This is a genomic window from Pseudomonas sp. GV047 (assembly GCF_003058245.1).
GTDB lineage: Bacteria > Pseudomonadota > Gammaproteobacteria > Pseudomonadales > Pseudomonadaceae > Aquipseudomonas > Aquipseudomonas marginalis.
On the sequence record NZ_QCWA01000016.1, the window covers coordinates 38,485 to 52,533 of the forward strand.

Annotated in this window: 11 protein-coding genes and 1 pseudogene; 2 read left to right on the forward strand and 10 right to left on the reverse strand. The window is 63.1% G+C overall.

Translation table 11 applies throughout. From position 1 onward, the window contains the following. Positions 1–56 precede the first annotated feature (56 nt). Positions 57–1,601, forward strand: a complete 1,545-nt coding sequence (gene norR, locus C8K58_RS28760) for a nitric oxide reductase transcriptional regulator NorR (protein WP_027607625.1) — start codon at positions 57–59, stop codon at positions 1,599–1,601. 65 nt (positions 1,602–1,666) lie between these two features. Here the strand turns inward: norR and C8K58_RS28765 are convergent, their stop codons facing one another. After that, positions 1,667–2,578, reverse strand: a complete 912-nt coding sequence (locus tag C8K58_RS28765; protein WP_027607626.1) for a DMT family transporter — start codon at positions 2,576–2,578, stop codon at positions 1,667–1,669. Between the two features lie 138 nt (positions 2,579–2,716). On the opposite strand from C8K58_RS28765, the gene C8K58_RS28770 reads away from it, so the two are divergent. Beyond that, positions 2,717–3,589 carry a helix-turn-helix domain-containing protein gene (locus C8K58_RS28770; protein WP_027607627.1) on the forward strand — a complete coding sequence of 291 codons (873 nt, stop codon included), beginning with the start codon at positions 2,717–2,719 and terminating at the stop codon, positions 3,587–3,589. On the opposite strand, the gene C8K58_RS28775 is transcribed toward C8K58_RS28770, so the two are convergent. From C8K58_RS28775 to C8K58_RS28810, 9 genes and pseudogenes are all read right to left on the reverse strand, one after another. After that, positions 3,586–6,087, reverse strand: coding sequence for a LuxR C-terminal-related transcriptional regulator (locus C8K58_RS28775; RefSeq protein WP_108574764.1), 2,502 nt, complete (start codon positions 6,085–6,087; stop codon positions 3,586–3,588). The two genes, C8K58_RS28770 and C8K58_RS28775, sit on opposite strands and share 4 nt — an antisense overlap. A gap of 243 nt (positions 6,088–6,330) precedes the next feature. Next, positions 6,331–7,689, reverse strand: coding sequence for a DUF1329 domain-containing protein (locus C8K58_RS28780; protein WP_027607629.1), 1,359 nt, complete (start codon positions 7,687–7,689; stop codon positions 6,331–6,333). Positions 7,690–7,718: 29 nt separating this feature from the next. Continuing rightward, positions 7,719–9,500: a DUF1302 domain-containing protein gene (locus C8K58_RS28785; protein ID WP_081744486.1), complete on the reverse strand. Its 1,782-nt coding sequence runs from the start codon at positions 9,498–9,500 to the stop codon at positions 7,719–7,721. Between the two features lie 482 nt (positions 9,501–9,982). Then, complete coding sequence (locus C8K58_RS28790; RefSeq protein WP_027607631.1) at positions 9,983–10,894, reverse strand: SDR family oxidoreductase; 912 nt, start codon at positions 10,892–10,894, stop codon at positions 9,983–9,985. A 95-nt stretch (positions 10,895–10,989) separates the two neighbouring features. Then, positions 10,990–11,103 (reverse strand): annotated as a pseudogene (locus tag C8K58_RS33245) (outer membrane lipoprotein carrier protein LolA); the annotation flags it as partial. A 28-nt stretch (positions 11,104–11,131) separates the two neighbouring features. Next, a complete protein-coding gene (locus C8K58_RS28795) occupies positions 11,132–12,034 on the reverse strand; it encodes an alpha/beta fold hydrolase (protein ID WP_108574765.1) in 903 nt (300 codons plus the stop codon). Further along, entirely contained in the window at positions 12,034–12,816 is a 783-nt protein-coding gene (locus C8K58_RS28800) for a class II aldolase/adducin family protein (RefSeq protein ID WP_027607633.1), read from the reverse strand. Before C8K58_RS28800 ends, C8K58_RS28795 begins: the two co-directional genes overlap by 1 nt. 153 nt (positions 12,817–12,969) lie before the next feature. Then, the gene (locus tag C8K58_RS28805; RefSeq protein WP_027607634.1) at positions 12,970–13,656 is read right to left on the reverse strand and encodes an LrgB family protein; all 687 of its coding nucleotides are present in this window, start codon (positions 13,654–13,656) and stop codon (positions 12,970–12,972) included. Continuing rightward, a complete protein-coding gene (locus C8K58_RS28810) occupies positions 13,646–14,032 on the reverse strand; it encodes a CidA/LrgA family protein (RefSeq protein WP_108574766.1) in 387 nt (128 codons plus the stop codon). The genes C8K58_RS28805 and C8K58_RS28810 overlap by 11 nt, the downstream gene beginning before the upstream one ends. Positions 14,033–14,049 lie beyond the last annotated feature (17 nt).

A 14,049-nucleotide genomic window follows, 5' to 3' on the forward strand; every position in this document is an offset into this window, starting at 1 on the left:
ATGTAGTCAGTATGACCTCCTACACCTTATAGTCATATGGACTACAAGGAGTCATTATGACTGCACACTCGCTGCTCACCACCCTGCTGCCGCTGGTCGCCGACCTGTCGCGGGAACTGCCCGAAGGCGAACGCTATCGACGCCTGCTGCAAGCCATGCGCGCCCTGTTGCCGTGTGATGCGGCCGCCCTGCTGCGCCTGGACGGCGAGTCGCTGGTGCCGCTGGCGGTGGATGGCTTGAGCGCAGACACCCTGGGCCGCCGCTTCAAGGTCAGCGAACATCCGCGCTTCGCCGTGTTGCTCAGCAGCCCCGGGCCCACACGCTTTGACAGTGACAGCGAATTGCCCGATCCCTACGACGGCCTGGTCGATGGCGTGCACGGCCACCTGGAAGTCCACGACTGCATGGGCTGCCCGCTGTTTGTCGACGATCTGCCCTGGGGCCTGTTGACCCTGGACGCGCTGGACACCGAACGCTTCGAACGGGTGGAACTGGACGCCCTGCAAGCCTTCGCCAGCCTCGCCGCCGCCACGGTCAACGTGGCCGAACGTATCGAACGCCTGGCGTTGCGCGCCGAAGACGAACACCAGCGCGCCGAAATCTACCGCCAGGCCAGCGGCCAGCAGCACAAGGAAATGATCGGCCAGAGCAAAACCCACAAGCGCCTGGTGGAGGAAATCAAGCTGGTGGGTGGCAGCGACCTCACGGTGCTGATCACCGGCGAAACCGGGGTGGGCAAGGAACTGGTGGCCCAGGCCATTCACGCGGCGTCGTCCCGGGCGGACAAACCGCTGATCAGCCTCAACTGCGCGGCCCTGCCGGAAACCCTGGTGGAAAGCGAGTTGTTCGGCCATGTGCGTGGCGCCTTTACGGGCGCGCTGAATGAACGGCGCGGCAAGTTCGAGCTGGCCAATGGCGGCACGCTGTTTCTGGACGAAGTGGGCGAACTGTCCCTGAGCGTGCAGGCCAAGCTGCTTCGGGTGCTGCAAAGCGGCCAGTTGCAGCGCCTGGGCTCGGACAAGGAACACCAGGTGGACGTGCGCCTGATCGCCGCCACCAACCGCGACCTCGCCGATGAAGTGCGCAACGGCCGCTACCGCGCCGACTTCTACCATCGCCTGAGCGTGTACCCGCTGCAAGTGCCGGCCCTGCGCGAGCGCGGGCGTGATGTGTTGCTGCTGGCCGGCTTCTTCCTCGAGCAGAACCGCTCACGCATGGGCCTGGGCAGCCTGCGCCTGACCAGCGATGCCCAGGCGGCGCTGCTGGCCTATAACTGGCCGGGCAATGTGCGGGAGCTGGAACATTTGATCGGACGCAGTGCGCTGAAAGCCCTGGGTAACTGTCGCGAACGCCCGAAGATTCTGAGCCTGAGTGCCCAGGACCTGGATTTGCCCGACGTCAGCACGCCAATGATCGAAGCACCGGCAGAAGCAGCCCTGGCCGTCACCGGTGACCTGCGCCAGGCCACCGAGGACTACCAGCGCCAAGTCATCAACGCCTGCCTGGAACGCCACCAGCACAACTGGGCCAGCGCCGCCCGCGAACTGGGCCTGGACCGCGCCAACCTCGGCCGGATGGCCAAGCGTTTAGGGCTCAAATAAACCAGACAACTCGGTCAAATGTGAGAAATGCAGGAAATGTGGGAGGGAGCTTGCCCCCTCCCACACTAGACCTGCTTTGCCTGAAGGATCGGATTCACCGGCTGAGCCACCTTGGGCTTACGAAACACCAACACATTCCCCAGCATCACCAGTACCAACCCCGCCAACGCCGGCGCGGTCCACTGGTAGCCTTCGGCAAACGCCGACACATTCAGCGCCACCACCGGGAACAGCACCGTGCAATACGCCGCACGCTCCGGCCCCATGCGCCCGACCAACGTCAGGTAAGCGGTAAAACCGATCACCGACCCCGGAATCACCAGGTACCACAACGCACCGATGTACCGTGCGCTCCAGTCCATCTCAAACGGAATACCGCGCACCACGCAGTAGGTCGCCAGCATCAACGAACCATACAACATGCCCCAGGCATTCGTGGTCAGCGGCCTCAGACCGGCCTTCTGCTGCAGGCTCGAGAGCATATTGCCCGCCGAGAAACACATCGTCCCCAGCAACGCCAACCCCAACCCCAGCAAGGTCTGCGGGCTGGCGGTATGCCCCACCAGTTCCGGCCAGAACAGCAGGCCCAAGCCGGCCAAGCCCAGGCTACCGCCCATCAACACATTGCGTGCCACCCGCTGGCCGAAAAACACCCGGGCGTTCAGCGCATTCCACAGCGTGGCCGTGGAAAACACCACCGCCACCAGGCCGCTGGGGATCCATTGGCTGGCGGTGAGAAAGCACATGAAGTTGACACAAAACAGGCACAACCCCTGGGCCAGGCAGATAAGGTGCCCGCGCCGGTTCATCACCTGCAACTTGCGACTGACCAGCAGCAACGCAAACAACACCAGGGCCGCCAGGCCGAAGCGGTAGACGATGGACACGGGAATCGCCACCACGCCAAGCTGCCATTTGAGGGCGATCCAGGTGGTGCCCCAGATCAGCACGGTAAGTAGATACAGGGAAAGGTTCATAGCGGGCTCCATCGATTGAGCCACAGTGTCGCCTTCAACCCGGGCAAGGCTCTTGCACAATCTTGCGCTTTTGTCGGGCGATGGGATCACAGCGCCAGCCTCGCGGAGTAGGATGCAAGGCGTCGGAGAACACACACCATGCCAGACCTGGAATCCCTGCAAGTCTTCCAAGCCCTTAACCGCTCGCCCAACGCACGCCTGGAAGCCTGCGCCGAGCTCGGTGACGGCTTGTCTGCGGCCTTGTGGAGCAACCATCACGATTCCCAGGACTACCAGGCGCCCAGCCATCACACCTTGTCCTGCTATGTCGGTGGCGGCACCGGCACGTTTCGGCGCGACCGGCCGGGCACCAAGGGCGGCCCCGACAAGCTGTGCATCCTGCCTGCCGAGCACCAATCGGCCTGGGTGATCAACGGTGAAATCCGCCTGGCCCACGTGTATTTCAGCCCGGAACAATTTGCCCTGGGCTGCGTTACCCTGCTTGATCGCGAACCGCGCGCGCTGGAACTGCGGGAAAGTACCTTCCTGGAAGACCAGCGCCTGGCCCGACGCTTCCACCAGTTGATCGCCCTCAACTGGGACGAACCCGCCGAACGCCTGCTCACCAGCAGCCTCGCCCATGAAATGCTCAGCCACACCCTGCTCAGCCAGGTGGGCGCCCGCGAAGGCCTGCGGTTGAAAGGCGGGCTGGCCGCCTACCAACGACGGTTGCTGGTGGACTACATCGACCAGCACCTGGAAGACCCCATCAGCCTTGGGCAACTGGCTGGGTTGTGCGCGTTGTCGGAGTACCATTTCGCCCGGATGTTTCGCCAGAGTTTCGGCCTGCCGCCCCATCAGTACCTGCTGGCGCGCCGGCTGACCCGCGCGCAAAACCTGCTGCGTGGCGGCGCCCTGCCGTTGGGCGAGATTGCCCTGCTGTGTGGTTTCTCCAGCGCCAGCCACTTTACCCATCGCTTCCGCCAGGCCATGGGCGCCACGCCCGGCGAATACCGTCAGGCGTTCATCTAAACCATCAGGCCCAAGGTCTTGGCCTTGGCCACCGCCTGGGTGCGCCGCTCCACGCCGAGCTTGCTGTGAATGCGCCGTGCGTGGGTCTTGACGGTGTGCAGGGAGATAAACAGGCGGTCGGCAATCTCCAGGTTGGAACTGCCGAGGGCGATCAGTTGCAGCACTTCCAGTTCGCGCTGGCTCAAGGGGTTTTCCACCGTGCCGGAGGTTGATGCCTGAGGCTCCAGGCCCAGCTCACTCAGCAGTCCCGGCGCGCGCAGACGCAGTTCGCGAATCGCTTGCTGCACCTGGCAACGCCCGGCCAGTTCCAGGCCGGCTTGCAGCGAGCGGCGCGCCAAGGCCGGATCACCCAGCTGCCAGGCGACTTCGCCCAGCACCAGGTGCAGTTCGATTTCCAGGCACAGCATGCCGCGCTGATGGGTGGCTTGCAGCAACGCGTGGAGCCGTTCCAGCGGTTGCTCGGCGCAGCCCAGCTTCACCTCCGCCAGCACCAACAGGTATTCAAGACGCGGGATCAGTTCCAGGGTGGCCGGCGGTGCTTGTTTGGCCTGGGGCCCACGGAAGTGACGCAGCACGCGGCGCACCGCTTCCACGGTCAATTCGGCGCGCCCCTGCTGCAACCAGAAATGCCCGCTGACCAACAGCAGCACCGCGCGGTACACCGTGTCCGGTACCTGGCGTTGCTGCATCAGCCGCTCGGCCTCACGCAACTGGACAAAGGCCTGGGCGTAATCGCCACGGTTGGCAGCCAACAGTGCCAGGCCGAGAAAGCCGTAGAGCACGCGCTTGTCCTGGCTGTGCAGGCACATCTTCAAGCCCGTGTCGAAACACTCGGCGGCCAGGCTGTCCTGGCCCTGGCGCAAGGCCAGGTGCCCGCGTCGCAAGGCGATACGCCCCACCAAGGGGCCGGCCTTGAGCCGCTGTTCAAGCAACATGGCCTGTACATTTTCCAGCAGGCTCTGGGCCCGGTACGGTGCCCCGCGCTGTTCCAGCAGTTGAGCGTGATCCAGCTCAAGCAGCGCCTCCAGCAACAACGAACCCTGGGCGCGCGCCAGGCACAGCGCTTCGCGGTTCAGGCGTTGGGCCACGTCCAATTCGCCGCGCAACAAGGCTTGCTGGGTCAGGCCCGACAGGCACATCAGCCGCGAGGTCCACGCGCTGTCGGGCAAGGCCTGCAGCGCCTCCAGAAAATGCAGGCGCGAGCCCTCGGCATCGCCGCCCAGGTGCAGCAGCCAGCCCCATTGCGCCTGCCAGCGCGCCAATAAATACCGCTGCTGCGCCGCCGTCGGTTGCGGGGCAAACCGGGCCAGTTGATCGATGCACACCGCTGCCTGCTCGAAGCGCCCGGCAAACAGCAACGCCGCCGTCACCAGCCCCACCAGTTGTGCCGAGCCGAGCATCAACTCATCGCCATGCTGCTCATGCAGGTGCAACAGCAAGACGGCGTTCTGCTGGCGGAACAGGTCCTCGAAACTGAAATGCTGCAACAGACTCACTGCCATTTCATATTCTTCGGCCAGCAGCGCCTGTTCGAAGGCGGCCTGCCAGTCCTGTTCGGCGCAGAACCATTGGCAGGCGCGGCGATGCCAGGAGCGTTTGGCCGGCCAGGGCTCGTTTTGCATCAACTGCGCCAGGGGCGGAAAAACCTGCAGCCAGTCGGTGTCTTCCCACGGCTGGATAAAGGCGCCGAGCACCTGCAGATCCCTCAGGTACTGGTCACCGTCACCCGCGCCGAACAAGTGCTCGCACAGGCCGGCGTTGAAGCGCGGCAGATGGGCCAGCACGCGCCAGGCCTCCGCCAGCTCCGGCGGCAATGTGCTGAACAGTTCGTGTTGCAGGTAGTCGAGCAAGGTCTTGTCGGGGTGCCCATCCCCCAGCAGGGCGATGCGCACGCCCGCGCACCAACCGGCGCTGAACTGCTGCACGCTGTCGACCGAATGCCCGGGGGCATGGCTGAGCAGTTGCTGGATTTCCCCAGGGCTGAAGACCAGTTCGGCGCCACATTCGAGCAACTCATCGTCGAGCAGCAGGCGCGGCCAGTTGCACGCCGGTCGCCGCCGTGCGCCCAGCCACCAGGTCAGGGCCGGGCTGCTGGCGGTGAGCAGGCGGTCGAGCAAGGCGTCGGTGTCGGGCGTGGGCAAGCGGCAAAAATCATCGAGGAACAGCCACGCCGAGGCCTGCCAGCGGCTGAGGTCGAGCAGCAAGGTGGTTTCATCGGTAAACGTCAGGCCCAGGTTTTGCGCCAGCCGCAGGCACAGATCGAGGGGGCTGAGCACCGCGCCATTGAGGGGCAACCAGTACACCTGGCAACCCGCAGGCGCCTGCAACGCACATTCGGCGAGCAGCGCGCTCTTGCCACTGCCGCCGGGGGCGCAGAGTAATTTGACCCTGGCCTGGTCCGTCAGCAACGGCTCGGCCAGGCGTGGGCGCAGCAAATGGTGAGCGGACAGCCGGGGCATGAATCCAGGACGGTCCAGGCAGCGTGTCATGGCAGTCATTGCTGCATCCTGCTTTTTTATTGTTATGCAACCTGATGCTTACCCTAGTCCTGTGGCGGGTGGTTGTTGAAGAAGTATTCAGCGGGGTGATTGAAGGCCATGCACAGAACCCCATGTGTACAAAACCCACTGTGGGAGGGGGCTTGCCCCCGATGAGGGACTGTCAGTCACTGGATTGGTTGACTGATACACCGCCATCGGGGGCAAGCCCCCTCCCACATTTGATTGCATTTCATATTGGGATCAGCGCACGCCTTCAGCCCTCAACGCCGCCGGGGTGTAGTCCGCTGCCTTGGCCGCAAAGCCGAACACGAAGCTGCTCTTCTCTTCGTTCTTCATGCCCAGTGCGATGTAGCGCCCAGCAATGATGTCGTACAGGGTCTCGACGGTGTAGGCCGGCACCTGGTGGTCGTAGTAGAACTGCGCATGGCCTTCGGCGACGCGCCACAGTTGGCCACGACCGTCGTAGTGATCCACCAGCGCGACTTGCCAGCTGTCTTCGTCGATGTACATGTGGCGCTTGGCGTAGATGTGCCGCTCGCTCGGCTTGACCGTGCCGACCACTTCCCACACGCGGTGCAGTTCGTAACGGGTCAGGTCCTGGTTGATATGACCGGCCTTGATGATGTCGTCGTACTTGAGCGACGGCGAATCGAGCTTGTAGCTGTTGTAGGGGATGTACATCTCTTTCTTGCCCACCAGCTTCCAGTCATAGCGGTCGGGGGCGCCGGAGAACATGTCGAAGTTGTCGGTGGTGCGCAGGCCGTCGGATGCGGTGCCCGGGCCATCATAGGACACTTGCGGCGCGCGGCGCACGCGCCGCTGGCCGGCGTTGTAGATCCAGGCCAGGCGTGGCTCCTTTACCTGGTCGAGGGTCTCGTGCACCAGCAGTACGTTGCCCGCCAGGCGTGCCGGGGCGGTCACCGATTGCTTGAAATAGCTCAGCACGTTGGCCGCCTTGGCCTGGTCGATATCGGGAATCGCCTGGGGCACCGCCACTTCCTCCTCGAAGCGGATCGGCGTGTAGCTGCCATTGGTCTGCGGGGTGGCCTGGGTGATGATGCGGCGCAGGTTGCCACCGTGGTAGCGGGTGATGTGGTTCCACAGCACTTCCACGCCATTCTTGGGAATCGGGAACGCGTAGTAACGGTTACCGGTGAAGTTTTCCAGGCCGTTGCCGTCGTTGATCGTCTTGACGTTCAGCGCGCTGCGCTTGATCGACTCGTAGATGTCCGGTGGCAGGTTGACCGTACGGTGGCTCGGGTACACCGGGATCTTGTAGGTCTCGGGGTAGCGCTTGAACATCGCCACCTGGCCGTCGGAGAGTTTGTCCTTGTACTTGTCCACCGTGGCGGCGGTGATCACGAACAGCGGTTTTTCATTGGCGAACGGGTCGGCGAGGAAGCCTTTGCTGTCTACCGCGCCGGCGTTTTTCGGGATACCGCCGGTCCAAGCCGGGATCGAGCCATCGGCGTTGCCGGCTTTTTCGGCGCCGACCGGTGTCAGGGTGGTGCCCAGCTTGGCCGCCTCTTCCGGCGACACCGCCGCCATCACGTGGGAAGCCAACAGGCTGAGGGCCAATACTGCAATTGTCTTACGCATGGATTCTTGTCCTTCTTTTTTAAGCCAAATCAGAAGTTCACGCCGAAGCTGAGGGCGAGGAAGTCGCGGTCGGTCAGGGTGTTGTAGTCGCCGCCAAAGAAGTCGGTGTAGCTGAGGCTGGCGGTGTAGGTGCTGCGATAGTCCGCATCCACGCCGACGCTGATGGCCTTGGCGCCTTTATTGAAGATCCCGTTGGGCCCGTAGCCGGCCACGTCATGGGACCAGGACAGGTTGGGCTTGAGGTTCACCCCGGCAATCGCATTGTTGTAGTCGAGGATCGCCCGCGCGCGGTAGCCCCAGGAGGTGGAGGTGACGAAACCGTCGGTGTCACCCTGGAAACCATAGGCGCCGTACACCGAGTCGCGGCCGTAACGCAGCTTGGATTTATCCTCCAGGCCGGCCACATGCACCACGGCCGCTTCGCCCACCAGGGTCAGGCGTTCAGCGCCCAGTACCTGGTCGAAGAACTGGGTCATGGTGCTTTGGATCTGGGTGATTTCCTTGCGGCGGTAGCCCTTGTTGTCGGCGCCGAAGGAGGAACGGATCGGCGATGCCGCATTGCCGGCAATCGGGTTGATCAGGGCCAGGGTCAAGTCAGTGGTGTTGAGCTGCACCGGTGCATTCGGGCGGTAGCTGATCTCGCCGGTCCACGCCGTGCCGGTGGGCAAGGTGGTGGAGAAGCTGGCGCCGAACAGGCGGATGTCTTCCGGATAGTCGAGGTAGTACTGGCCACGGCCAAGCATGGTGCTCTGGGCCAGGGCCGAACCGAAGCCCGCCGGAGCGGCCGCCGCGATACCACCGATGGTCGCCAGATTGGTGTTGGCGGTAATCGTGCCCACAGTCGGGGTGCGGCTGTGGTAGTTCATGAAGTACAGGCCGTACTCCGTGTCATCGCCCAGCCAGCGCAAGGCTGCACCGAATTGGCCGGAGTCCCGTGCATCGCGGTCACCGGCACGCTGCACCACCACGCCTTCGCGGGTCACCACAAAGCCTTGGCCGCGAGCCGCTGCGATCGGTTGGAGCGGTGCAATCGCCGGACTACCCACCGTGTAGTTGCCGGTGCAGCCATCCGCCGCCACGTCATTGCCAAAGAAGGTGCCGCAGTTATCCAGCACCGTCTGGTCCCACTCCAGCTGGTAGAAGCCTTCCACGGTCAGTTGGTTGGTCAGGCTCTGGGACGCAAACAACATGTTGACCGGGATCAGCCCTTCCTTGATCTCGGCACCGGGCCGACGGAACGCCGACACGTCAATCGGGTTGATGCTGTTGATGGAGTTGCCGATGAAGGTACTTTCGCCCCAACTGACCACCTGCTTGCCGGCACGCACGGTGCCCGGCAGGTCGCCCAGGGAGTAGTTGTGGTAGACGAACGCATCGAGGATCTGCGCACCGCTGGACTTGGCGCCTTCCTTGCGGTTGTGGTCGCTGATCTGCTTGAACTCGCGGTCTTCGTCCTTGAGTTCGAAGTCGTACCAGTACTTGCCGCGCACGAACACACCGGTGTCGCCGTACTTCAGCTCCAGGTCATGCAGGCCTTTGAAGATCTTGGAGAAGGTCTCACCCTTCTTGAAGTTGAGACGCCCGTCATCCCCCGTGGAAGCCTGGCCCGTGCCACCATTGACGGTGCCCACGAGCTTTTTATCGGCATCGCGCATGCCCCAGCTCGAGCCGACCGACAGCGAGGAGTCGAATTGCCCTTCGATCTCGCCGATGTTGAAGGAAACAGCCTGTGCCTGGGCACAGCAACCCAACGCAACCGCAGCGGCCAGCGCCTGTGGCGTGAAGATGGCGCGCATTGTTGTTTTTGTCATGCGTCTTCCCCGGTGAGTGACAGAAGGCCTCACCCTACTGCCGCGCATCAGGAGCGATAAGCGCACCAAGGAGGGATTCGCTCTATCGCTCGAAAGGATGACAAGCCGCTCTGGCCGGGGTGCGGGCAGCCCCATGGATTGGGTGGATGGCGGGCTATCAGGGGAATGGATGGCTTGCCCTGAAACTGTTGCGCTTTCAGTAACAGTCCTTGTCATGAATCGGGATTACTCATTTTGTAACAACCGACTATTCTTGCCTGGCTTTCAGGGCAAACAGCCCGCTTCCCCCTCGGGAAGAACAGCCAGACTTGAATGGATTGATGCCTGTTTTCAATCTGTTACCTGTGTTCACTGACGTTGATTTGTCGCTCCTTGATCCAACGTCTGACTTCAGCCGCTGCGTTTGCAGCGGCTTTTTTTTGCCTGAAATAAAACGGGGCGCCATCAGCGCCCCGTGGGATTCAAGCTTTTTCAAGCAACGATCACAGGCTGTACTTCTGCAAGTTCGCCATCATCTCCTTCAGCGCTTCGATGTTGTCGGTGGGGTGGGCTGCGCCTTCAAAGTCGCAGATCTGCGCCCAATGCGCCGCCACGTCATCGGGGGAGAACCCGGCTTCAGGGTCGAAGCCTACGCCCAGGCTGCGTTCCCAGCGGGTCTTGCCGATCCAGCCGCCACCCACCTCGAACAGCCCGGACGTTTCCTGGCACGCTTCGCTGCCCAGGTACACCACCAGCGGGCTGACCAGTTCCGGCTTGAGGCGCTCGAACACTTGCGGCGGGATCAGGCCTTCGGTCATGCGCGTACCGCCGGTAGGGGCGATCGCATTGACCAGGATGTTGTTCTTGCGCCCTTCCAGGGCCAGGGTGCGGGTCAGGCCGTACAGCCCGAGCTTGGCCATGCCGTAGTTGGACTGGCCGAAATTGCCGTAGATGCCCGAGGTGGACGCGGTGAAGATCACCCGGCCGTAGCCTTGCTCACGCAGGTGGGGCCAGGCGGCGCGGGTGACTTTGTAGGCGCCTTCGACATGCACGCGGTAAACCAGGTCCCAGTCGGCGTCGTCCATTTTGTGGAAGGTTTTGTCACGCAGGATGCCGGCGTTGTTGACCACTACGTCGACGCGACCGAAAACGTCGAGGGCGTTCTGGACGATTTTGTCACCGTCGGTGACAGAGTCATGGTTGGCCTCGGCGACACCGCCCGCAGCACGAATCTCGGCGACCACCCGGTCGGCGGCGGAGGCATTGGCGCCCTCGCCCTGGGTAGAACCGCCGAGGTCGTTGACCAGGACCTTGGCCCCGTGCCTGGCGAACAGCAGCGCATGGGCCCGGCCCAATCCGCCGCCGGCACCGGTGACGATCACGACCTTATCCTGGAACTGCACTGACTCACTCATACCAAACTCCGCTGGCGACAATGGGAATGGTTCGAGTGTCCGGCAACGCGCCTGCGGTCACAATAAATACGGCGGAGTCTGAATGGTGCTCGATAAGGCTGGGGGATGATGACTCGTCTCTCTGTAGGAGCGAGCTTGCTCGCGAAAAATCCCAGAGCGCCGCGTGGTGTCAGGATTCCCACGTTATCGTTGACGATTTTCGCGAGCAAGCTCGCTCCTACAGAAAAGGATTCGGGATCAGGAATAGGCCACTTGCGAGGCCGGCTGCCCGAGCCGATCACGAAAGGCCTGGTAGTGCCTGAGCACCTGCACCGGCGCCTCGATCTGCGGGTAGTGGCCGATATTGGCCAGCAACACCGTGTCGGCGTCGGGCACCAGTTGCTGGTAACGCTCGACCATATGCGCGCCGGAGATCGGGTCCACTTCGCCGTCGATCACCCGCAACGGCACTTCGGCGCGCTGCATCGCGCCGACCCAGCGATCACGCAGGCGACGGCGCTGGGGGACGTAGGCGATCAGTTTGTGCAGGATGCGCGTGCCGCCGTTGGCATTGATCAGGCTCCAGAAATCATCCAGCGCACTTTCACTGGGGCGGGTGTCGGGGCCGAATATCTGGCCGAAGCTGTCAGACAGGGCACTTCGCCCGAAGGCGCGGCCGATCATCCAGCCCAGGGGGCTGAGCAAGAGTTTTTGCACCAGCGCCAGGCGATGGGTTTCGGGGAACAACCCGCCATTGAGGAACACACAGCTGGCCATCTCAAACCGGCCTTCGTAGTGCCGGGCCAGGAGTTCCTGGGCGACGCTATCACCGTAGTCGTGGGCCAACACATGCACCGGCTGTTCCACCCGCAAGTGTTCGAGCAGGGCCTGTTGCAAGTCAGCCTGTTCCAGCAGGCAGTAATCGTGGTCCAGCGGCTTGGCCGAGTCACCGAAGCCGAGCATGTCGCAGGCGATCACCAGGTGCCGCTGGGCCAGGGGTTGCCATAGGTAATGCCAGTCCCAACTGGCCGTGGGGAAGCCATGGATCAGCAGCAGCGGTTCGCCCTGCCCGGCCACCCAATAGCGAAGGGTACGGCCGCGAAAGACGAAATCCTGGCCACGCTTGCGCCAGACTCTGAGCGGGATTTCGGCGAGTGGCATCAGCGGTTATACCCTGGGTCTTGCAGGTCCAATTTGCGCAGCAAGGCCGGCCAGGCCAGCGCGCCGCCCATGCCTTGGGCGCTCTTTGTGACAGCCGCCACCATCGCCTTGGCACCGGCAAGAATCTGCGGCCCGATGGCGATCAATTCGGCGCCGCCGCTCTGCGCCAGCACCTGAATATCGCAGGCGCGCTGGAAGGTGAACATCATCAGAAAGGTGTCGGCAATGGTACTGCCGCAGGTCAGCAGGCCATGGTTGTGCAGCATCAGGAAATTGCTATCCCCGAGGTCGGCCTGCAGGCGGGCTTTTTCTTCGTGGTTCAAGGCCACGCCTTCGTAGGCGTGGTAGGCCAGGCTCGACAGCACGAAAAGCGATTGCTGGCTGATGGGCAACACGCCCTGCTTCTGCGCAGCGACGGCCACACCCGCGGCCGTGTGGGTGTGCAGCACGCACGTCACATCATGGCGAACTTCATGGATGGCACTGTGGATGGTGTAGCCCGCCGGATTGATGTCGTAGGGGCTGTCCATCAGTTTGTTGCCGGCCAGGTCGACCTTGACCAGGCTCGACGCGGTGATCTCGTGGAACATCAGCCCGTAGGGGTTGATCAGGAAATCATCGGTGCCCGGCACCTTGGCCGAGATATGGGTAAAGATCAGGTCATCCCAGCCATGCAGCGCCACCAGGCGATAGCAGGCCGCCAGGTCGACGCGGGTCTGCCATTCGGCAGCGCTGACCTGGTCTTTGACATTCTGCGGCGATAGAACGGGGGCTAGGCTCACGGCGATGACCTCCTTGGCGCACTGTCTTATTGTTGTTTTTTTGTGTGATGGGCCAGTCTAGTCAGACCTCATGGCCGCCGGAGTTGCCTTGGCAGCCAGCTTGATGACCGAGCGGGTCAGTTCAGAGAATAGTTGAAGTTTGTTTAAAGCGCGTCAGAGAAGCGCCGCCAGAAAAGGCACGGCAAACAGGTTGAGCAACCCCGTCAACACCATCACCAGGCCGGCGACCGAGCCCTCTTCGCCACCCACTTCATGGGCGCGGCTGACACCCGCACCGTGGGCGCCCACGCCAAACAATGCGCCACGTGCCAGGGGTGTCCGCAGCGGCAGCCATTTGAGCAAGACACCACCGAGCATGGCGCCGAACACACCGGTGAACATCACAAACACCGCCGTCAGCTCCGGCACGCCACCCAGGTCGGAAGACACCGGCATGGCGAACGGTGTGGTGATCGAGCGCGGCACCAGCGACATCGTCACGGCGCTGTCCAACGCCAGGGCTTTTGCCAGGCCGAACGAGGTCGCGATCGACGCCACGCTGCCCGCCATCATGCCCAGCAACAACGCTGGCCAGTGCCGCGCCAGCAAGCGGCGCTGCTGCCAGATCGGCACGGCAAACGCCACAGTCACCGGGCCCAGCACCAGCATCAGCCAGTGGGTGTCGGTGGCGTATTCGGCATAAGCGGTGTGCATCGGCAAGGCCACCGCCAGCAACAGTGCCGGCACCAGGATCAGCGGCGACAGCAGGTAGCGCCCGGTACGTCGGTAGAGCCAGCGGCTGAATACGTAGGCGCCCAGGGTCAAGGCGAGCCAGAACACCGGCATCAGCTCAAGCTTCATGGCGCAACCTCCAGCGGCACACCGCTTCTACCGTAAACGCCGTGACCAGCATCACCGCCAGCGTGCTGAAGCCGATCACCAACAGGATGCGCCAGCCATCGTTGCGCAGCAGGCCACCGTAATCGAGCAGGCTCATCAGGGCCGGGATGAAGAACAGCAGCATCTCGGCCATCAACACCCCGGCGCCCAATTGCAGTGCCGCCGGTTTGACCAGGCCGCTGGCGAACGTTGCCAGCAACAGGCCCAGGCCCACCACGCCACCGGGAATGGGCCAGGCCAGCCAGGTCGCCAACTGGGTGCCCAGCAGATAAATCGCGAGCAGCACGACCAGTTCAGTCAGCAAACGGCCAAGGTGTTTGATGGGAAAACGTTTCATGGGCTTTGGGTCCTCGC